This window comes from Variovorax sp. P4_D9, from assembly GCF_056401695.1.
The window spans coordinates 1-20,932 of record NZ_JBFUIU010000029.1 but is presented as its reverse complement, the minus strand read 5'-3'; the positions used below and the strand labels follow the sequence as shown (position 1 = coordinate 20,932).

The following is a 20,932-nucleotide window of genomic DNA, read 5'->3' as shown; positions in this document are numbered from 1 at the left end:
GCCTCACCCCATCACCGCGGTGCTCTCGCGGCGGGCCTTGGCGACCATCGCGGCAACGGCGCACGACGCCAGCCGCGCAATCAGCGAGTCGGCCCGGCTGGTCAGGATGATCGGCACCCGGGCGCCGAGCACGATGCCGGCCGCGTCGGCGCCGGCCAAGAAGGACAGGCTCTTGGCCAGCATGTTGCCGGCTTCCAGGTCCGGCACCACCAGCACGTTGGCACGGCCGGCGACCGGCGAATCGATCTGCTTGATCTTCGCGGCCTCCAGATTGATCGCGTTGTCGAGCGCCAGCGGGCCGTCGACCACCGCGCCGGTGATTTGGTGCCGATCCACCATCTTGCACAGGGCGGCGGCCTCGACGGTCGACGTCACCTTGGGATTGACCGTCTCCATCGCCGAGAGAATGGCCACCCGCACGTCCTCGATCTGCAAGGCATGCGCCAGGTCGATCGCGTTCTGCACGATGTCGACCTTGTCCTCGAGCGTCGGCGCGATGCTGATGGCCGCATCGGTGATGATCAGGGCCTGTTCGTAGCTAGGCACGTCCATTACGAAGCAATGGCTGATGCGGCGCGCGGTGCGCAGGCCGCCATCGCGCTTCACCACGGCGCCCATCAGTTCGTCGGTGTGCAGGCTGCCCTTCATCAGCGCTTCGGCCTTGCCCTCGCGCACCAACTGGACCGCCGCTTCCGCCGCCGCCTTGCTGTAGGGGGCATCGACGATGGGATAGCCGGAGATGTCCACTCCGAGCGACTTGGCCAGGGCCTCGATGCGTGCGCGCGGGCCGACCAGGATCGGCGCGATCAATCCGAGCTTCGCGGCCTCGTGCATTCCTTCGAGCGCGCTCTGGTCGCACGGATGCACGACGGCCGTCGGCGTCGGGGGCGTCCCCTGGCAGGCGTCGATCAGGCGCTGGTACTTCTCGTGATTCGCGCTCATGACGAGGCCCTCTTCCTTCGCACCGGCGCGGCCTTGCGGAACGCGACGGCAAGAACAACGCTGCCGACGGCGAGCGAAAAATGTCTGCGGGTGCTGTTCATGGAGTTGTCCTCGGAGGGGCGCCGTCAATGATGATGTTGTTGCGGCGATCGCCGGGCATTCTCATGGGTCGCTCATGTCATTGTGGGAACCGGGAACGACGAGCGCCTTGACATCGATCAACCCAGGCGAGGTGAACCCTCGCTCGCATCACTGCTTCTGCGGCTGTTGCTGCTGCTTGTTGCCTTTGATGTTGCCGGCCACTCCCCCGGCCACGGCGCCGATGGCTGCGCCGGTCCAGCCGCTGCCGCCGGAAATGGCCGCGATGCCGGCGCCGGCCGCGGCCCCGATAGCCGCACCGCTGGCCGTCCCCTGCTGCTGAGGGGTCATGTTGGTGCAAGCGGTCGCCAGCGTGGCCGCGCCAATCGACACGATGAGTGCAATGCGATTCATGGTCTTCTCCGTCAGGTCTACTTCGACAGGCCGGGCACGACCATCTCGAACCAGAGGGTCTCGACGATCGGCCGCTGCAGCTGGTCCGGATGCGCGGCGTACCAGCGGTCGAGTCCGTCGCGCACGGTGTCGAGCGTCTGGCCCTTGAGCCCCCTGACCGCCCTCGGGATAAGGCTCTGGCTGTCGGGCGGCGCATTGCCGGCTTGGTAAGCGGTCTCGACCTGCATCACGTTGGCCAGCCCGATGAGGTAGACCCGTTTCATTGGCTCGGTGGACCGGGTCCACTGCTCGCCGGTGACCAGGGGGATCTCCTGGGCGCGGGCGCTGCCCCAGCTAATGGCCGCGGCGACGAGCACCGGGACCATCATCAGCCGCCACTTCTGTTCCGTATCCATCTTTCACCTCCAAGCGAGACGTTGAACGCGGTGCTCGACGAGCACTCCCTGCCGGCACGAGCCAGGACATCCGGCTCAACGGTCGGTACAACATGGCGAGGCCGCCACGGCCATGGCCGGCAGGTCGAAACCGCCGCCCAGGGCCAGATAGAGATTGGTGCGCTGGGCCAGCTGCTCAGCCTGCACATGCAGGCGCGCGGTACGTGCCGCGTAAAGCGCGAGCTGGCTCTGCTCGACCGTGCGCAAGTCGACGGAGCCGACGCGGTACTGGGTCCGAGCCATGTCGAGCGCCTCCGCGCTGTCGCGCACGGTCGCCGCGAGGATGGCGTCGCGTTCGCGCAGCGTCGACTCCGCGCCCAGGGCGTTCTCGACTTCACCGAAGGCCTTCTGGCCCGCGCGCGCGTACTCGGCGACCGCCTGCTTCTGCTCGGCCGACCGGATCTCGACCTGCGCGCGCAGCGCCCCGCCCTGGTAGAGCGGTGCGATCAGGTTGGCGCCGAGGCTCCAGACCGGGCTGTTCACGTCCTTCAACACGATCAGCTCGCTGGTCACGTTGCTGCCGCCCGCGGTCAGGCTGATCCTCGGAAGCTGCGCCGCCTTGGCTTCGCCGACGCGATTGAAGGCCGCCGCAACGCGGCGCTCCGCTGCCACCACGTCGGGCCGCCGCTCCAGCAGCTCCGAGGGCATGCCCACGGGCAGCGGCGGGGGCATCGGCGACAAGCGGTCGGCGACCGCGATCTCCGCCGCCGGATAGCGGCCGAGCAGCAGTTCGAGCGCGCGCCGCGCCTGTTCGCGTGCCAGCTCGACCTGCTTCAGCGTATCCCGATACGGGCCGACGCTCGCGCGAGCCTGCGCCACCGCCTGGCCGCTGCCGCTGCCGACGCGCAGCCGGTCCTCGGCCATCCGGAGCAGGATCTCCGACGAGCCCAAGGCGTCCTGCGCGATCACGCGCTGCATCCCGGCCTCGACCGCCAGGAACCAGGCCTTGGCCACCGTCGCCGTCAGCGACTGCCGGGCGTACGCAAAGTCGGCGTCGGCCGCCGCGGACTGCTCGCGGGTCGCCTGCCGCGCATAGCGCAGGCGGCCCCAGACGTCGAGTTCCAGCGATGCGTTGAGGAAGATCCCGTCGAGGCCGCCGCCACCGCCCGACTTGCCGCCGCCCAGGCCGACCACGCCCACCGAGGGAAGCAAGGCCCCGGACGCCACCTTGACGTACCCGGCCGCCTGCTCGACCCGCGCCGCCGCGACCTTCAGGTCGGCGTTGTAGGCCAGGGCCTCATTGACCAGCGCCGTCAGCGCGGGCTCCTCGAAGCCCGCCAGCCAGCCGTCGGCCACCGGCGCCGAGACGCCCCCGCCGGCCCTGTAGGCCTCGGGCGGGGCAGCCTGGGGCAAGACCTCCTGCTGCAGTTCGGCCATGGTCGGCGGGGCCTTGAGCGCACAGCCCGACACCGCGGCCGCCAGCGCCGTCGCGAACGTCCATCGTCGAAGCGAAGGTGTGCGCATCAGTGCAGCTTCAGGACGAGGTAGTTGGTGATCGCGCCGACGCGAAGGATCACCATGCGGATGATGTGGATCATCTCCACATGCTCGGTGTAGATCGCACCCTGGCCATCCGCGCCGGCGGCGAGGAACAGCCCGGCGTCCTTCTCGTCGACGATGAGCTTGACGGGGAACCGGCCCGGCACCTGCGGATACACACCTGTCTGCGGGATCGTGCCCGAAACCGGCACCTGCCCCTGCCCCTGCGCCCAGACGATGGAATCGACCTTGGCCGCGATGATCTGGCCCGGATAGGTCGCGAGCGTGAATTCGGCCCGATCGCCCGGTTCGACAAGCCTCAACTCGTTCTGGGCGTAGAGCGCGACCACCTGGTAGGTCTCCTCGACGAAAGTCATCGCGGGCGACAGCGGTATCGAAACCACGAAAGAGCCCGGCCGGAGCTGGACGTTGATCGCATAGCCGTTGGACGGTGCGAAGACGGCGGTCTGGTCGAGGTTCCACTGTGCGTTGCCGAGGTCCGCGCGGCTGATGTCGACCTGCGCCTTGGCGGTCGCGAGCTGGGCGCGCGCCAAGGCAACCGATGCCTGCTCTCCGTTGACCTGACCCGAGAGCTTCTGCGAGACCTGCGCCTCGTTGGCCGTTGCCGTCGAGATCTGGCCCTGCAGGTCGGCCAGGTTGGACTCCGCCTGTTCCAGCGCGAAGCGATCACCGGCGCCGGTGGCCACCAATTCACGGTTCTGGCGCACACGCAGCCGTGCCAGCTCCAGCTTCGGCTGCAGCGACCGGACCTGACCCGTGGCGCTCTTGAGTTGCTCCTGCAATTGCCGCGCGCCGGCCGAAGCATCGACCAGGGCCGCGCCTGCCTGCGCGAATTTCGCCTCGTCCGCGACGAGCCTCGCCTTGGCGGCGTCGAGCTCGTTCTGGTATTGGGTCGGGTCGATGCGGAACAGCAGTTCCCCCTTCTTCACCAGCCGATTGGGCTCGACCGGCACCTCCAGCACGCGCCCCCGCACCTGCGGCACGATCTGCACCACGTACTTGATGACCCGGACATCGGCCGTCGAAGGGGCGACGACATTGAGCGTCAGGATCAATGCGGCCATCGCGACGATCGGGATGATCACCACCGTGACCTGCGTCGCGGTGTTCCACGGCAGCCACTTCAGCTTGATGAAGAAGAGCCAGACGAAGAAGGCGTAGATGGCAAGGAGCAGTGCTTCCATCAGGTATTCGCCTCTCTTGCGACGGCCGCGTCGACCGAGGCCGGCGACACTGCGCTCAGGTCCCTGCGCAACTGCTTGAGGTCGGCCGTCAATGTGCCCTTGGCGTCCATCACATCGAGTTCTTCGCGCAGGTGCGCGATCTCATGCTCCAGCAATTCGCCCGCGCGGGCCTTTTCGCCCGCCTCGTGGAAGTAATCGTCGTGTTTCTCGGTGCCGTAGGCCGCCCGATAGCCCACTGGCTTCACGTAGGCCCACAGCCAGGCGATCGGCCACAGCATGCCGCCGAAGAACAACGACAGCAGGCAGAGCGTCTTGATCGCGTCCCGCTGGGGATGATGCCGCTTGTGCGCGATCTTCTCCGGCATGACATGCACCATCCAGAACAGCACGATGCCGGCGATCGGGACCACGAAGATGATGAACCACGCGAGGCCCGTTGCCGCCGAGGCCATCATCTCGGGCGGAAGAAACGATGCGTTCGCATTCAATGGGGCCGCCAGTCCGGACGCGCCCAGCAAGGCGAAGCGGAGCCGCAGGCTTCGGCGGCGGGGCTCCCCCTCGCGATTCCTCGATGTTTGATCCATGACGGTCTCCTGCGGGAGGCGAAGCCGGCCCGCCCTGACGATGCGACAGATGCTAGGGGAGTCCCGAGGTAGCCAATTGAGAATTGTCAAGTGCCAAAGGCGAAAGTCGCCCGACGATCACCGAACTCGATTTCCCCGGCGCGCACGGAACGGAGACTGGAGACAAGATGAAACGACTCACGGCCATCGCCGCCGCCGTCGCGCTCGCGATGAGCGGTGCGGCACAGGCGCAGTCCAACGAGGAACTCAAGGCCCAGCTGGAGCAGGCGTTGAGGACGATCCAGGATCTTCAGAGTCGCGTGACGGTCCTGGAGCAGAAGGCGCCCCCTGCCGCTGCACCCGCCAGCGCGTCGGCGGCGCCACCTGCGGCCGGTGCCCCATCCGGCCTCGCCGCCTGGGCGCCGGTGGTGTCGGTGGGCACGCGCGCCGAAGACGGCGCGCCAGACGCGGACAAGGCAAGGGTCGAATTCTACGGTCAGGCGATGATCGACACGATCTACGACTTCAAGCGCATGAACCCTGACTGGCAGGCAACGCTGCGGCCATCGCAGATCCCGATCATTTGCCCCGGCTCGCCAGGTTGCGGCAAGGACGGCTCGACCATCTTCAGCATCCGTCAATCGAGCCTGGGATTCAAGTCCTTCATCCCCACCACGTACGGCGAGATCAAGACCGACCTGAGCTTCGACCTCTTCGGCAGCAACGGCTCGACACAGGTCCACTGGCTCAACGCCTGGGCCGAGCTGGGCATGTACGGCGTCGGCCAGACCTATTCAAACTTCATGGACATCGATGTGTTTCCGAACACCATCGACTATTGGGGACCGCCGGGCATGGTCTTCGTGCGCAACCCGCAGTTGCGTGTCACGCCCTACCGCAAGGATGGCCTGAGCGCGGCGTTCTCGCTGGAGTCGCCCAACTCGGCGATCGACACCGGCAGGATCACGCGTGTGGACCCGGCGTTCGGCTCCGGCATCACGGGGTGGAACCGCGCGCCGGACGCCGTCGCCACCGTGCGGTTCGACCAGGATTGGGGCCATATCCGTGCCAGCGCCATCGTTCGCGAGGTGGGCTATCAGAACACGATCAGCATCAACGGACAGCCTTCGGGATCGAAGACAGGCTACGGCCTGAACCTCAGCGGCACCTACAACGTGTTCGGCAAGGACAAGATGAGCTGGCAGGTCGTGAGCGGCCAGGCGATCGCGAGCTACATGAACGATGGCGGCGTGGACCTCGCTCCGAGTGCAAGCCTGCAGGCCGAAACGGTTCCATCCCTGGGATGGGTCGCCTACTACAACCACGCCTGGAACGACAAATTGAGCAGCGCCATCGGCTATAGCGAGCACCGGCAGAACAACACCGGAGGCCAACTCGCCACTGCCTTCCACAAGGGCAGCTACTCGTCGGTGAACCTGTTGTTCGCGGCATCCAAGAACATGCTGCTCGGCGGCGAGTTCATCTGGGGTCGCCTCGAGAACAAGTTCGGCTTGTCGGCCATCGATTACCGGTTTCAGTTCTCGACGAAGGTCACGTTCTGATCGACGCCCATCCGGCGAGGAATTTCATGCAATTCAAGTCGACCTTTCCAATCCTCATCGCGCATCGTGATGTTGGCGCTCAGAGCGTCGCGGGTGTGCGGCTGCGGCAGATCCAACAGGAACTCGAACAAGGAGGTTGGAGGATTATCGCCGTCGACAACGAGTCCGACGCCGGGATCGTCGCTGGTACCCACCGTGGACTTGCGGCCATCGTCTTTCGTGTCGACGCTGCACAAGTCGACCCTGCGGCGGCCAAGCGACTCATCGATCTGATGGACGCCGTCCACCAGCGCGCCCCGGGCCTGCCGATCGTAGCGCTCGGCGAATCTGCAACGCTGCAAGGCAAGTCGCCGAAGGCGGTGCAGGCGCTGCGCAACCTTCACAGCATCCTCTACCTCTACGAGGACACGGTGTCGTTTCTGGCGCGCCAGATCATGCGCGCGGCCGACGACTACCTCGAGAACCTGCTGCCCCCGTTCTTCAAGACTCTGACACGGCACGCGGAGCGCTCGGCATACTCATGGCACACGCCTGGCCACGCAGGCGGCGTCGGCTTCCTGAAATCGCCGGTGGGCTTCGCACTGCACGAGTTCTTCGGCGAGAACACGGTGCGTTCGGACTTGTCGATCTCGGTGCCCGAACTGGGCTCCCTGCTCGACCACACCGGTCCCGTGAAGGAAGCCGAGGCCTACGCGGCGCAGGTCTTCGGTGCCGACCACACCTATTTCGTAACCAACGGCACGTCGACCGCCAACAAGATCGTCTGGCACTCGATGGCCGGGCGCGATGACCTGGTGATCGTCGACCGCAATTGCCACAAGTCGCTGTTGCACGCGCTGATCATGACCGGCGCCACGCCGATCTACTTCACGCCGGCACGTAACGACTACGGAATCATCGGCCCCATCGGGCTGGACCAGTTCTCGCCCGAATCGATCCGCAAGAAGATCGCCGCCAGCCCGCTTGCGCGCGGCGCGAAGGGCAGGGTGCGCATTGCCGTGGTCACCAACTCGACTTACGACGGCCTTTGCTACAACGCCGAGAAGATCAAGGCCCAAGTCGCCGACCAGGTCGACGCGCTGCACTTCGACGAGGCCTGGTACGCCTATGCCGCATTCCACGAGTTCTATGCCGGCCGGCACGCGATGGGCGTGCCGCGCGGCCACCCGCGCGCCGATCACACGCTGGTGTTCGCCACGCACTCGACGCACAAGCTGCTGGCCGCGTTCTCGCAGGCGTCGATGATCCACATCCAGGAATCCGAGAAGCGGAAGATCGACACGACGCGCTTCAACGATGCCTTCATGATGCACGGCTCCACCTCGCCGCACTACGGGATCATCGCTTCMCTCGACGTCAGCTCGGCCATGATGGAAGGCGCGAGCGGCCGATCGATCGTGCAGGAGACACACGACGAGGCGATGAACTTCCGAAACGCCCTGGCCGCCATCGGCGAAAACTTCAAGAAGTCGGATTGGTGGTTCAAGGTCTGGCAACCCGAGGGGCTGGACCTGGACAAGCCGCTACAAACGGAAGATTGGGTGCTGGACCCCAAGGCCGACTGGCATGGCTTCGGAAACCTGGCCAAGGACTACGTGATGCTCGACCCCATCAAGGTCACGTTGCTCACCCCCGGCCTCGGAAAGGGTGCGAAGCTTGGCAAGAGCGGCATTCCTGCCGCGGTAGTCAGCAAGTACCTTTGGGAGCGTGGCCTGGTGGTCGAGAAGACCGGGCTCTACAGCTTCCTGATCCTTTTCTCGCTCGGCATCACGCGCGGAAAGTGGAGCACGATGGTCGACGCGCTCGTCGACTTCAAGACGGACTACGACCGTAACGGGCCTCTGGCGAAGACGCTGCCCGGCGTGGCAGCCGCCGGGGCGCGTGCGTATGGTGGCTGGGGGCTGCGCGACCTCTGCGATGCGGTGCACGCCTGCTACCGCGACAACGATACCGCGCAGGCCATGAACGCGATGTACACCGATCTGCCGGAGCCTGCAATGAAGCCGTCCGATGCCTACGACCGGCTGGTGCATGGCGCCGTCGAGCCGGTGCCTATCGAGGCTTTGAAGGGCCGCATCGCCGCGGTCATGGTCGTGCCCTATCCGCCGGGCATTCCGCTGATCATGCCCGGCGAGCGCTTCATGACCGACTCGATCGTCGAGTACCTGAAGTTCGCGCGCGACACCGACGACCGCTTCCCCGGCTTCGAAGCCGACATCCACGGACCGCGGTACGAAGTCGACGACAAGGGCCACAAGCGCTGGCTCGTGGATTGCGTCAAGGAATAGGAAACAGGGACTAGCGAACAGGAAGAGAGGAAGAGGCTCATCATGATTCCGCGCTCCGTCAAGGCACCGACCATTCCGATCCCGTTCCACAAGCTGCTGAAGGTGGTGGCGGTCGTCGATCGGCACAACCCGCAGACACAGCAGCTGATCGATCACATCAGAAGCGAGAACTACGAGGTCGAGATCTGCGACACCTTCGAACGCGACCTTAGCGAAGACGCCTCCGTCGGCGCCTACATCGCCCTGGTCGACGGCGAGCGCCGCGAAGGCGCGCGCACCGCGGCGCATGCGGTTCGCGCATTGGGCTTCCGCACGCCRCTGTGGGCACTGGCCGACTCGCACCGCATCGCCGACGTCGCCGTGCTCGGCATGACGGGCGAGGTCGACGGCTACATCTACCTCGGCCAGCAGACGCCGGCCTTCTATGCCAAGCAGGTGATCGCCGGCCTGGTCGACTACGGCATGTCGCTGCTGCCGCCCTTCTTCGGCGGGCTGATGGCCTACGACTCGGCTGCCAACATCGCCTTCGACTGCCCCGGACACCAGGGCGGCCAGTTCTTCCAGAAGTCGCCGACCGGGCAGATCTTCTTCAAGTACTTCGGCGAGAGCATCTTCCGCAACGACCTTTGCAATGCCGATGTGGACCTCGGCGACCTGCTGATCCACGAGGGCGCGGCGCTGCAGGCGCAGAAGGAAGCGGCCAAGGTGTTCGGCGCCGACCGCACCTATTTCGTGCTCAACGGCACCAGCACCTCGAACAAGGTGGTGACCAACGCGGTGCTCAAGCGCGGCGACCTGGTGCTGTTCGACCGCAACAACCACAAGTCGCTGCACCAGGGCGCGCTGGTCGGCGCCGGCGCCATCCCGGTCTTCCTGCCGACGGCGCGCAATGCCTTCGGCATGATCGGCGCGGTCGATTGGGAGGCCTGGGACGAGGAATACCTGCGCGAGCAGATTCGCAAGAACCCGCTGGTCAAGGATCCGGACCTGCACAAGGCCGAGCGGCCGTTCCGGCTGGCCTGCATCCAGCTCGCCACCTACGACGGCACCATCTATAACGTGCGCAAGGTGCTCGAGAAGATCGGCCACCTGTGCGACTACGTGCTGTGGGACGAGGCCTGGATCGGCTACAACGCCTTCCACCCGCTGTTCGAAGACCACAGCCCGATGCGCATCGCCGACCTCGGTCCGCAGATGCCGGGGCTGTTCTCGACACAGTCGGTGCACAAGCAGGGCGCGGGCTTCTCGCAGGCCTCGCAGATCCACAAGCGCGACGAGCACATCCATGGCCAGCGCCGCTATATCGAGCACAAGCGATTCAACGAGTCGTTCCTGATGCACGCCTCGACCTCGCCCTTCTATCCGCTGTTCGCCTCGCTGGACGTCAATGCGCGGCTGCACGCGGGCAAGGCAGGCGAGATGCTGTGGGACCGCTGCATCGACCTCGGCATCGAGGTGCGCAAGAAGCTGCGCGAGTTCTGCCATCACTACGTCGAGGTCGGCCACAGCCCGGAGGAGCAGTGGTTCTTCGATCCCTTCGTGCCCGACCGGGTGACGGTGAGCCGCTCGCGCTTCGCCGCCGATGCGACCGACGTGCCCTGGGAAGACCTGCCCACCGAGCTGATCAAGCACGAGCAGCAGTGCTGGAACTTTCAACCCGAGGCCCGCTGGCATGGCTACCAGGGCTATGCGCCGGGCTATGCGATGGTCGACCCGAACAAACTCACACTGCTCACGCCGGGCATCGACCGCGCGACCGGCGACTACCTGGACTTCGGCGTGCCGGCCACCGTGGTCGCCAACTTCCTTCGCGAGCAGCGCGTCGTGCCGGAGAAGTGCGACCTCAACAGCATCCTGTTCCTGATGACGCCGGCCGAGGACGAAAGCAAACTCAACACGCTGATCGCCAAGCTCGTCAAGTTCAAGAACCTGTGGGACGAGGACGCGCCCTTGTGCGATGTGCTGCCCACGCTGTACGCCGCCCACAGCCAGCGCTATGCCGGCTACAGCCTGCGACAGGTCTGCAACGAGATGCACGACTTCTACCGCACGCGCCGCGTCAAGGACCTGCAAGGCCGCTGCTTCCGCGGCGAGTGCTTCCCCGAACTCGCGATGTCGCCGAAGGACGCCTACGAGGCGCTGGTCGACAACAACGTCGACTACGTGCCGCTCGACCAGGTCAGGGGCCGCGTCTCGGCCACGCTGGCGCTGATCTATCCGCCCGGCATCGGCGTCGTGGTGCCGGGTGAGCGCTGGGACGAGCGCGCGCAGCCGATGCTCGACTACTTCCTGGCCTTCGAGGAATCGTTCAACCGCTTCCCCGGCTTCAACTACGAAGTGCAGGGCGTGTTCCAGGAAAAGGTCGACGGCCGCATCCGCTTCCATACCTACGTGGTCCGCGAGTGACCGCACCCTCTCTCAACCCAGGAGAAGTCCCCATGGCAGACGCACAGAAGAAGATGAGCGTGACGCAGCTCACATTCATCGTCACGGTGAACATGATGGGCTCCGGCATCATCATGCTGCCCGCCAACATGGCACAGGTCGGCGCGATCTCATTGCTGTCATGGGTCGTGACGGCGATTGGGTCGCTGGCCATCGCCTACGGCTTCGCCCAAGCGGGCATCTTCAACCAGCGAACCGGCGGCCTGGCGGCCTACGCGGAGGACGCTTACGGCAAGGACGGATACTTCCAGGTCTTCTTCTTGTACTTCATCTCGCTGGCCATCGCCAACGTGGCGGTGGCGAGTTCGGCGCTGGGATACCTGGCGGCTTTCTTCCCGGTGCTCTCGTCGACGCCCGCCATCAGCTGCCTCAGCGTGATCGCGCTGCTGTGGCTCACCACGGTGGCCAACTTCGGCGGCCCGAGCCTGACCGGCAAGATCGGCTCGATCACGGTGTGGGGCGTGATCCTGCCGGTCGGCTTTATCTCGATCGCCGGCTGGTTCTGGTTCAGCGGCCAGACCTTCAGCGAGGCCTGGAACCCGAAGGGCCTGAGCCTGTTCGAGGGCATGGGGTCGAGCATCTCGCTGACGCTGTGGGCCTTCCTGGGCATGGAGTCGGCCTCGCAGAATGCTTCGGCGGTCGAGAACCCCAAGCGCGACGTCCCGCTGGCCTGCATGTTCGGCACGGCCGGCGCGGCGCTGGTCTACATCCTGTCGACCACGGTGATCCAGGGCATCGTGCCCAATGCCGAACTGGCCGCATCGACCGGCCCCTTCGGCCTGGCCTATGCGAAGATGTTCACTCCGGCGATCGGCTCGATCGTGATGGCGCTCGCCGCCATGGCCTGCGTGGGTTCGCTGCTGGGCTGGCAGTTCACGCTGTCGCAGACGGCCAAGGACGCCGCCGACACGCGCATGTTTCCCGCCGTCTTCGGCAAGGCCAATGCCATGGGTGCGCCGATCGCGGGAATGGTAATCATGGGGGTCGTGCAGTCCGTGATGGCGCTATCCACCATCTCGCCAGACCTTAGCAAGCAGTTCGCGGCGCTGGTGAACCTCGCGGTGGTGACGAACGTGGTGCCCTACATCATCTCGCTCTCTGCCCTGTTCGTGATGATGCGCAATGCCAAGGTGGAACCGGGTGTGTACCGGCGCAACGGCATCGTTGCGGTCATCGCGATGCTGTATTCCGTCTATGCGCTCTATGCCTCCGGCAAGGACGCGGTGATGGGCGGCATGCTGGTGATGGGCATCGGCTACATCATCTGCGGTTTCATTGCGCCGCGGTTTGCCGAGATGCGCGCAGCCGACGCGCGCCGCGGCCTGACGGCCTGAATCAGTCCGGTCGACAAAGAAAAGGAACGACCATGCATCACACCAACGCGCACAACGCCCGCCGCTTCACGGCGCACATTTACAGGGCATTGGCCGGCTCGCTGCTGTGCCTGGCCGTCGCCATGCCCGCGCTGGCCGCTGGGACGCTCGACAAGGCCCGGGAGAGCGGCAAGCTCACCTTCGGCTATCGCGCCGATGCCCGGCCCTTCTCCTACATCGACGAGTCGGGCAAGGCAGCGGGCTTCTCGGTCGCGCTGTGCGGCAAGATATCCGATGCGGTCAAGGCCGAGCTCAAGCTGCCGGCCCTGGCGGTCGACTTCGTGCCGGTCACGGTCGCCGATCGCTTCGACGCCTTGCAGCAAGGCCAGATCGACCTACTGTGCGGCACAGCCACGCCGACCATCGAGCGGCGAGCCCTCGTGGACTTCTCCATTCCCGTGTTCTACGCGGGCGTAGGCGCGGTGGTGCGGGCCGATGCCGCCCGGAGGCTGATCGATGCGTTGGCCGACCGGCCCGAGCCGTTTCAACCGACCTGGCGCGCCGCACCCGGAGCGATGACCGAGAACGTCGTGTTCGCCGTCGTCGGCGCAACGACCGTCGAGCGCTCGCTGGTCGATGCGCTCAAGGCGCGCCGCATCGTGATCGCGGTGACCACGGTCCCCGACTATCAGACCGGCCTGAAGATGGTGCTCGACCGCCGCGTCGCGGCCTTGTTCGGCGACCGGCCGGTGCTGCTCGACGCCGCAAAGCATGGCCCTTCCGCCGGCGATCTGCTGGTCGTCGAGCGCACTTTCACCCGCCAGCCGCTGGCACTGGCGCTGCGCCGCGACGATCCCAAGTTTCGCCTCGTGGTGGATCGCACCTTGAGCCGACTCTACCGTTCGAAGGATTTCCCGGCGCTCTACGCCAGATTCTTCGGCGACCCCGACGCCGGCACGCTTCAGTTCTTTCAGTCGCTGGCCTTGCCGGAATGACGGCCAGCAACCAGGTTCAATCAGAGAGGAGGCATCCCATGCAAGCCCTTGGCGTTCACAGTGAAGTCGGCAAGCTGCGGACCGTGATGGTCTGCCGCCCCGGCCTGGCCCATCAGCGACTGACACCCGGCAACGCAGCCGAACTGCTGTTCGACGACGTGTTGTGGGTTCATGAGGCGCAGAAGGACCACTACGACTTCGTTCTCAAGATGCGCGAACGCGGCACCGAGGTGCTCGACCTGCACGAGATGCTGGCCGAGACCTTGCAGGACAAGGCGGCCCGCGACTGGGTGCTCGACCGGCGGATCACCGTCAACGATGTCGGGCTCGGCGTGCGCGCGGCGATCCGCCCCTGGCTCGACGAGATGCCGGCCGCGAAGCTGTCCGAGCACCTGATCGGCGGCATCGCGTTGCTCGACCTGCCGAAGGGCGAGATGTCCTCGATGATGATCGATGCCTTCGGAGGCACGGATTTCGTGACGCCGCCGGTGCCCAACACGCTGTTCCAGCGCGATCCGTCGTGCTGGATCTACCAGGGCGTGACCTGCAACCCGATGTTCTGGCCGGCGCGCCAGCCCGAAACGCTGCTGCAGCGTGCGATCTACAAGTTTCATCCGCGCTTCAAGGGCGCCGACTTCAAGATATGGTGGGGCGACTCGGACGAGCCCTTCGGCGCGGCAACCGTAGAAGGCGGCGACGTGATGCCGATCGGCAAGGGCGTGGTGCTGATCGGCATGGGGGAGCGCACGACCCGGCAGGCCGTCTACCAGTTGGCCGAGCAGCTCTTGACACAGGGTGGAGCGACGCGGGTGATCGGCTGCCTGATGCCGAAGAGCCGTGCCGCGATGCACCTGGACACCGTGTTCAGCTTCTGCGATCGCGACCTGGTGACCGCCTTCCGCGAGGTCGTCGACCAGGTGCGCTGCTACAGCGCGCGGCCGGACGGAAAAGGAGGCATCGAGGTCCATCTGGACGAAGGCCATTTGTTCGACGTCGTGCGCGACGCGCTCGGCCTGAAGGAACTGCGCGTGGTGGAGACCGGCGGCAATGCCTGGCAGGCACAGCGGGAGCAGTGGGACGACGGCAACAACGTGGTCGCGCTCGAGCCGGGCGTGGTCGTCGCCTACGACCGCAACACCTACACCAACACCCTGCTGCGCAAGGCCGGCATCGAGGTCATCACTGTGCGCGGCTCCGAGCTCGGACGGGGGCGCGGCGGCGGGCATTGCATGACCTGCCCGATCTCGCGCGACCCCGCCTATTGAAATCGACGTTCACTGGAGACAAGACATGAGCTTCAATCTTCGCAACCGCTCCCTGCTGACGGTCCAGGACTACACCCAGCGCGAGTTCCGCTACCTGCTCGACCTGGCGCGCGACTTGAAGCGCGCCAAGTACGCGCGCACCGAGCAGAAGCACCTGGAGGGCAAGGAGATCTGCCTGATCTTCGAGAAGACCTCCACACGCACCCGCTGCTCGTTCGAGGTCGCCTGCCATGACCAGGGCGCGAACGTGACCTACCTCGACCCGGCCGGCTCGCAGATCGGCCACAAGGAGTCGTTCAAGGACACGGCTCGGGTGCTCGGACGGATGTACGACGCGATCGAATACCGCGGCGCCAGCCAGACTGGCGTCGAGACGCTCGCCAGGTACGCGGGCGTGCCTGTGTTCAACGGCCTGACCGACGAGTACCACCCGACGCAGATGCTGGCCGACGTGATGACGATGCGCGAGCACTGCGACAAGCCGCTGACCGACATCAAGTACGCCTTCCTGGGCGACACGCGCAACAACATGGGCCACTCGCTGATGATCGTCGGCTGCCTGATGGGGATGGATGTGCGCATCTGCGGCCCGAAGGCACTCTGGCCGTCGGAGCAGTTCGCATCGATCGCGCGTGAGCTGGCCGCGCGCTACGGCGCCAGGCTGACCATCACCGACGATCCCGCGCAGGCGGTGGCGGGCGTGGATTTCATCCACACCGATGTCTGGGTGTCGATGGGCGAGCCGAAGGAGGTCTGGAAGGAACGCATCGACCTGCTGATGAAGTACCAGGTCAATGCGGCCCTGATGAAGGCCAGCGGCAACCCGCAGGTCAAGTTCATGCACTGCCTGCCCGCCTTCCACGACACCGAGACCACGCTGGGCAAGCAGATCGCCGACACCTACGGCATCTCCAATGGCCTGGAGGTGACCGACGAAGTGTTCGAGTCCGAATGGAACATCGCCTTCGAGCAAGCAGAGAACCGCATGCACACCATCAAGGCGATCATGGTCGCGACCCTGGGAGACTGAGCGTGCTGATCGTCACTGCCCTGGGCGGCAATGCGCTGCTGCGGCGCGGACAGCCGATGACGGCGGAGAACCAGCGCGAGAACGTGCGCGTCGCGGCCCGCGCGCTGGCGCCGGTCGCGCGGCAGCACGACCTAGTGGTCGGTCACGGCAACGGGCCACAAGTCGGCCTGCTGGCGTTGCAGGGCTCGGCGTATCCCGAAGTCGAGACCTATCCCCTCGACGTCCTGGGCGCGGAGACCGAAGGCATGATCGGCTACATGATCGAGCAGGAACTCGGCAACCTGCTGCCCTTCGAGCGGCCGTTCGCCACCTTGCTGACCATGATCGAGGTCGATCCGAAGGACCCGGCCTTCGCGAACCCGACAAAGTTCATCGGCCCGGTCTATGCAAAGGACGCAGCCGACCGGCTGGCGGCCGAGAAGGGCTGGGTCTTCAAGCAGGACGGCGACAAGTGGCGCCGCGTGGTGGCGTCGCCCGAGCCGAAGCGCATCTTCGAGCTGAGACCGATCAAGTGGCTGCTCGAGCACAACACCATCGTGATCGCGGCCGGCGGCGGCGGCATCCCGGCCGCCTATGTGCCGGGCGCGGAGCGCAAGCTGGCCGGCGTCGAATGCGTGATCGACAAGGACTTCGCGACCGAGCTTCTGGCGCGCGAACTCGGCGCCGACCTCTACGTCATGCTGACCGACGCCGACGCTGTGTACATGGACTGGGGACAGCCAAGCCAGCGGGCGATCCGGCGGGCCTCGCCCGAGGCACTGGCGGCCCTGCCCTTCGCCGCCGGCTCGATGGGCCCCAAGGTCCAGGCCGCATGCCGCTTCGCGCGCGCGACCGGCAAGCGCGCCGCCATCGGCGAACTTTCGGCTCTCGGGCGCATCATCGCCGGCGAGGCGGGAACGACCATCGCCGCGGACGCCGAAGGCATCGCCTATGCTTGACCGCATGGATGATGAGAAGTCCACGGGCAGCCTGAAGGCTCGCGACAGAAGGGACCGGACCCCGACGGAGAGCCCATGCCCAGAGTGACGGACTACCCGTTGGCTGTCTTCGTGCTGTCCTTCGTGATCCTGGTGTTCTCGGTGTGGACAGGGGTCCTGCTGTTCAGGAGATGGTGGCCGCCCAAGGAAAGCACGCGCGAGGACTTCGGCGTCATCCAGACCACCACGCTGACGCTGCTGGGGCTCATCATCGCCTTCACGTTCTCGATGGCCGTCAGCCGCTACGACCAGCGCAAGAACCTCGAGGAGGCCGAGGCCAACGCGATCGGCACCGAATTTCTGCGGGCCGATCTGCTGCCCGCAGCCGATGCCGCCAAGGTTCGCGCGCTGCTGGCCGACTACTTCGATCAGCGCGTCCTGTACTACACGACCCGCGACGAGGAGGAGCTCAGGAAGATCAACGCCCGCACCGCGCAATTGCAGGCCGCACTGTGGTCTGCGGTCGCCGCACCGGCGGCAGCGGCGCCATCGCCGACGATGGCCGTGGTGGCGATCGGCATGAATGACGTCCTGAACGCGCAGGGCTACACCCAGGCCGCCTGGTGGAACCGGATTCCCCGAGCCGCTTGGCTCCTCATGCTCCTGATCAGCATCTGTTGCCATGTGCTGGTCGGCTACGGCGTGCGGGATGCGAAGGAGGAGCGCACCCTGCTTCTGGTCCTGCCGCTGGTGATGTCCATCGCGTTCATGCTGATCGCCGACATCGACAGCCCGCGCAGCGGTGTCATTCGGGTGCAGCCGGTCAACCTGCTGAGCATCGCCGAATCGTTGCGTCCGCGTTGACGAAGAAAGAAACGGAGCGCCGCCCATGTACCCACGAATACTCGTTCCGCTGGACGGCAGCGAGACTTCATTGCGAGGGCTGGACGAAGCCGTTCGCATCGCCTTGCGCGACCGAGCGGCCTTGCGTCGCGTGCATGTCATCAACCGGTTCAGGCGGACGACCGGCTTCGCTTCCCCCGCTTCCTATTCGGAACTCGTGCCCACCATGAAGGAGGCCGGCGAACAACTGCTCCGGCAGGGTCGCGAGCGCGCCGAGCGAAGCGGCGTCAAGGCCGAGACCCGGCTCATCAGTTCGCTGACCGGCGGGCTGTCTGAACTGGTCGCGACCGAGGCGGCCGACTGGAACGCCGACCTCATCGTGATCGGGACCCACGGACGTCGCGGGATCGAGCGGAACCTCTGGGGCAGCGACGCCGAGCAGGTCATGCGGGTCGCAAATATTCCTGTGCTGCTGGTCCAGGCCCCCCAAGGAGATGGCGATGATCGAACGAGACCCTGACGCGGATGCCGTGCGCGAGCCTGTGCTGAGTCCGGTGGACCGCGTGTCGGAAATGCTCTTCGGCCTGTTCATGGCGCTGACATTCGTCGGCGCCGTGTCGGTGGCCGAATCCGGTGGCGAGGATCTCCGGGAGATGTTCGCCGCCGCCCTGGGATGCAACCTGGCCTGGGGCCTCGTCGATGCCGTCATGTACCTGGTGCGCACGATCACCGACCGGGGGCGGTGGATCACGCTGGTGCGATCGGTGCGTGCCAGCGCGGACGCCGAGGCCGGTCGCCGGCTCATCGCGGGCGCCTTGTCGCGGGTCGGGACGATCTTGCTGAAGACGGACGAACTCGAAACCGCTCGCGGACGCATTCTCGCGCTGGCGGCCGTGCCCGAGCGCCCGACCCTGCAGCGCGGCGACCTGCTCGCCGCGCTGGCGATCTTCCTGATCGTGGTCGCGGCCACCTTTCCGGTCGTGCTGCCCTTCATGCTGGTCCAGGACATCGGACTGGCGAAGAACATGTCGCGCGCCATCGCACTCGCGATGCTGTTCGTCGGCGGGCTGGCGCTCGGCCGCTACGCGGGCTACGGCAGTTGGCGGGTCGGGTTCATCATGGCCGGGCTGGGCACTGCGCTCGTGGCCGCGGTCATGGCACTCGGGGGCTGAGCCGCCGGGCCAAGCGCCCCGACGTTCAGGCGTCGCGCTCCTCGAGCCAGTGGCTGTTCGGCCCGAACAGGCGACGCCCGTGATGCACGGCATGCTCCAGTTCGGCCCTCCGCGCAGGGGTATCGATGTGCCAGAGGCCGCCGTTGCAGGGAGTTCCGTCGTCCCACATCAGGCCTTCGGTCCAGGCCAGCCTGATCTCTCGCGGCTTGCCGGACCGACGTGGGCGAGGTGCCGCCGGGCTGAGGCGTGAATCGAGTGTTGAGCTTCGGCGCATGTTGCTCTCCATTCCATCGATGCGGCCACAAGCTAAATGACCGTCCCCGGGTCGCGGCGTCAGCCGTTGCCGCAATCGACGATGGCAAGCGACTGACGATCGTGCCCCCTGCCACCGGTGGGACAGAAAGACGGGCTCAAGTCTTACAAACGCGTGGCTGCTGCTCTAAGACAAAGCACTCTAAATGTGCAATTTTCACATTTATGGCGCCAAGGAGCAGCAGATGATGAATTCGAACGAACCCCGATCGACGCCAAGCCAAGGAGCTTCCCGATGAACGCGGTCACGGAATCCTTGGCGGGGCCGTCGCCAATTGCCTTCGGAAGCCTCATCGATCTCGCCATGCTGCGAATCGGCACCACGGCAGAGATTTGCGATGCGTGCAACACCATCAACCTGGGGTCTGCGCGTTGCTGCAAATGCTGTTCGCACAAGCTGTCGGCCTTCTATATCGCGAAGGGGCTGGATCATGCAGCGCCGGAGTCCCCCCCGTTGTCCCGGATGGCGCGGCGGGTGTGGGCCCTGGACTTCGCTGCCTTCTGGATCATGATCAACTCGCTCGTGATCGTCACGGCATTGATACCCGTGTCCTAGTGGCCCCGCGGCGTCCATCGTTGCGATGACGAAATACTGCGATTCATGTCACACGGCAAACCGGGACGGCGCCAAGTACTGCCGGGGGTGTGCCGGCCGGTTTTCGGGGATCCGGACGCCGGCGCACGCATTCGGCGCGACGGAGCCTTTTGCAGGTGTTCCGGCGCCGCAGGAGGCGCTGAAGCATGACGATCTCGGCCACCGGACCCTGCGGCCCGCCGGCCTGGATCGGGCGGTGCTGCTGGTGTCCGGCGCGCTGATCCTGCTGTGCGGTGCGTTCGCGGCCCGGTCGTTGATGACCCAGACGACCTTCGGAGACTCGCCCTTCGCGACTGCGCCGCCCCTCTCCGTGCAGCGGGCGCCATCGCTTTCGGCCGCGGACGAGGTCGAGCACGCGCCGGCTGCAACGCCGGTGGCCGAGGCCCCGCACGATCCGCCGACACCCATTGAAAGCCCCGAGGCGCGCCCGGAGTTCGCCGAGCCCGTTGCGCCCACCCTTGAGGCCGAATCGAGCGTCGAGCCGCCCGCGAAGTCCGGACCGGAGGAAGGCTCCAGACCGCGCGCCCCCGTCCACCGGCGATCCGCCGAAGCCGTGACAACCGTCGCGACACCCTCGGAGGACAGCCCTCCGCCTCCGGCTGTTCGTCCATCGGACGACATCGTTGCGAAGGCACCCGCCGCGGCGAGCGAGACGGAGGTCGCGAAGCCGCCGCTGGTGGTCGCGACCGAAACGCCGAAAGCGCGCGGAATCCAGGCGCCATCGTCGCCGCCCGCGAGACCGCCAGTGGTGGGCCGTCCAGGGCCAGACAGGCAGCCAGGCTGCGATCGCTACAACCCCTTCGGCGAAGCGCCGTGCGTGCGGACGGCCCGGTCGGCCACGGGAATTCAGCAGATACCCACAGGGCGCGCCTCCGCGCCCTCGCCCAGTGAAGCGTCGACCTCGATGATGCTGGCGAAAGGGCCTGCCGGCGACGGCGGGGGCACCGCGGTAGCCGGCACCAGCGGACCTGGGGGAAGCGCTGGCGCGGCCGGAGGCGGCGGCTCGGGCGGCGGCGGGGGGGCAGGCGCTGGCGGTGGAGGCTCCGGTGGCGGCGGGGGCGGTTCCGGTGGCGGTGGGGG

The 20,932-nt window shown here is 66.3% G+C and carries 19 protein-coding genes and 1 pseudogene; 13 read left to right on the top strand and 7 right to left on the bottom strand.

Going from position 1 to position 20,932, the window contains the following annotated elements; translation table 11 throughout:
- Nucleotides 1–3 precede the first annotated feature (3 nt).
- The 6 genes from AC1DY5_RS05540 to AC1DY5_RS05515 form a co-directional block, all read right to left on the bottom strand.
- Nucleotides 4–942: a phosphate acetyltransferase gene (locus AC1DY5_RS05540; protein WP_478109433.1), complete on the bottom strand. Its 939-nt coding sequence runs from the start codon at nucleotides 940–942 to the stop codon at nucleotides 4–6.
- Between the two features lie 249 nt (nucleotides 943–1,191).
- On the bottom strand, nucleotides 1,192–1,434 hold the full coding sequence (locus tag AC1DY5_RS05535) for a YMGG-like glycine zipper-containing protein (protein WP_478109431.1): 243 nt from the start codon (nucleotides 1,432–1,434) through the stop codon (nucleotides 1,192–1,194).
- Nucleotides 1,435–1,451: 17 nt separating this feature from the next.
- Nucleotides 1,452–1,829, bottom strand: a complete 378-nt coding sequence (locus AC1DY5_RS05530; protein ID WP_478109428.1) for a hypothetical protein — start codon at nucleotides 1,827–1,829, stop codon at nucleotides 1,452–1,454.
- Between the two features lie 75 nt (nucleotides 1,830–1,904).
- Nucleotides 1,905–3,332: a TolC family protein gene (locus tag AC1DY5_RS05525; RefSeq protein WP_478109426.1), complete on the bottom strand. Its 1,428-nt coding sequence runs from the start codon at nucleotides 3,330–3,332 to the stop codon at nucleotides 1,905–1,907.
- Nucleotides 3,332–4,552 carry an HlyD family secretion protein gene (locus AC1DY5_RS05520; RefSeq protein ID WP_478109424.1) on the bottom strand — a complete coding sequence of 407 codons (1,221 nt, stop codon included), beginning with the start codon at nucleotides 4,550–4,552 and terminating at the stop codon, nucleotides 3,332–3,334. The genes AC1DY5_RS05525 and AC1DY5_RS05520 overlap by 1 nt, the downstream gene beginning before the upstream one ends.
- Complete coding sequence (locus AC1DY5_RS05515; RefSeq protein WP_478109422.1) at nucleotides 4,552–5,136, bottom strand: DUF3302 domain-containing protein; 585 nt, start codon at nucleotides 5,134–5,136, stop codon at nucleotides 4,552–4,554. Before AC1DY5_RS05515 ends, AC1DY5_RS05520 begins: the two co-directional genes overlap by 1 nt.
- Nucleotides 5,137–5,303: 167 nt before the next feature.
- On the opposite strand from AC1DY5_RS05515, the gene AC1DY5_RS05510 reads away from it, so the two are divergent.
- The 11 genes from AC1DY5_RS05510 (at nucleotide 5,304) to AC1DY5_RS05460 (ending at nucleotide 18,945) form a co-directional block, all read left to right on the top strand.
- Nucleotides 5,304–6,677 (top strand): DcaP family trimeric outer membrane transporter, encoded by a 1,374-nt coding sequence (locus tag AC1DY5_RS05510; RefSeq protein ID WP_478109420.1) that lies wholly within the window; start codon nucleotides 5,304–5,306, stop codon nucleotides 6,675–6,677.
- A gap of 26 nt (nucleotides 6,678–6,703) precedes the next feature.
- Nucleotides 6,704–8,965 (top strand): Orn/Lys/Arg family decarboxylase, encoded by a 2,262-nt coding sequence (locus tag AC1DY5_RS05505; RefSeq protein WP_478109418.1) that lies wholly within the window; start codon nucleotides 6,704–6,706, stop codon nucleotides 8,963–8,965.
- A gap of 42 nt (nucleotides 8,966–9,007) precedes the next feature.
- Entirely contained in the window at nucleotides 9,008–11,371 is a 2,364-nt protein-coding gene (gene speC, locus AC1DY5_RS05500) for an ornithine decarboxylase (protein ID WP_478109416.1), read from the top strand.
- A gap of 32 nt (nucleotides 11,372–11,403) precedes the next feature.
- A complete protein-coding gene (potE, locus tag AC1DY5_RS05495) occupies nucleotides 11,404–12,744 on the top strand; it encodes a putrescine-ornithine antiporter (RefSeq protein WP_478109412.1) in 1,341 nt (446 codons plus the stop codon).
- A 32-nt stretch (nucleotides 12,745–12,776) separates the two neighbouring features.
- Nucleotides 12,777–13,718 carry an amino acid ABC transporter substrate-binding protein gene (locus AC1DY5_RS05490; protein ID WP_478109410.1) on the top strand — a complete coding sequence of 314 codons (942 nt, stop codon included), beginning with the start codon at nucleotides 12,777–12,779 and terminating at the stop codon, nucleotides 13,716–13,718.
- A gap of 38 nt (nucleotides 13,719–13,756) precedes the next feature.
- Nucleotides 13,757–14,983, top strand: a complete 1,227-nt coding sequence (locus AC1DY5_RS05485; RefSeq protein ID WP_478109408.1) for an arginine deiminase — start codon at nucleotides 13,757–13,759, stop codon at nucleotides 14,981–14,983.
- Between the two features lie 25 nt (nucleotides 14,984–15,008).
- On the top strand, nucleotides 15,009–16,013 hold the full coding sequence (locus tag AC1DY5_RS05480) for an ornithine carbamoyltransferase (protein WP_478109406.1): 1,005 nt from the start codon (nucleotides 15,009–15,011) through the stop codon (nucleotides 16,011–16,013).
- Nucleotides 16,014–16,015: 2 nt separating this feature from the next.
- Complete coding sequence (gene arcC, locus AC1DY5_RS05475) at nucleotides 16,016–16,951, top strand: carbamate kinase (protein WP_478109404.1); 936 nt, start codon at nucleotides 16,016–16,018, stop codon at nucleotides 16,949–16,951.
- 75 nt (nucleotides 16,952–17,026) lie between these two features.
- Nucleotides 17,027–17,794, top strand: coding sequence for a bestrophin-like domain (locus tag AC1DY5_RS05470; protein ID WP_478109402.1), 768 nt, complete (start codon nucleotides 17,027–17,029; stop codon nucleotides 17,792–17,794).
- Between the two features lie 25 nt (nucleotides 17,795–17,819).
- Entirely contained in the window at nucleotides 17,820–18,293 is a 474-nt protein-coding gene (locus AC1DY5_RS05465) for a universal stress protein (protein WP_478109401.1), read from the top strand.
- Nucleotides 18,274–18,945 carry a hypothetical protein gene (locus AC1DY5_RS05460; protein ID WP_478109399.1) on the top strand — a complete coding sequence of 224 codons (672 nt, stop codon included), beginning with the start codon at nucleotides 18,274–18,276 and terminating at the stop codon, nucleotides 18,943–18,945. Before AC1DY5_RS05465 ends, AC1DY5_RS05460 begins: the two co-directional genes overlap by 20 nt.
- Nucleotides 18,946–18,970: 25 nt before the next feature.
- On the opposite strand, the gene AC1DY5_RS05455 is transcribed toward AC1DY5_RS05460, so the two are convergent.
- The gene (locus AC1DY5_RS05455) at nucleotides 18,971–19,219 is read right to left on the bottom strand and encodes a hypothetical protein (protein WP_478109397.1); all 249 of its coding nucleotides are present in this window, start codon (nucleotides 19,217–19,219) and stop codon (nucleotides 18,971–18,973) included.
- A 273-nt stretch (nucleotides 19,220–19,492) separates the two neighbouring features.
- Between AC1DY5_RS05455 and AC1DY5_RS05450 the strand changes: the two genes are divergently transcribed.
- Nucleotides 19,493–19,813, top strand: a complete 321-nt coding sequence (locus AC1DY5_RS05450; RefSeq protein WP_478109395.1) for a hypothetical protein — start codon at nucleotides 19,493–19,495, stop codon at nucleotides 19,811–19,813.
- A gap of 25 nt (nucleotides 19,814–19,838) precedes the next feature.
- Nucleotides 19,839–20,932 (top strand): annotated as a pseudogene (locus AC1DY5_RS05445) (hypothetical protein); the annotation flags it as partial.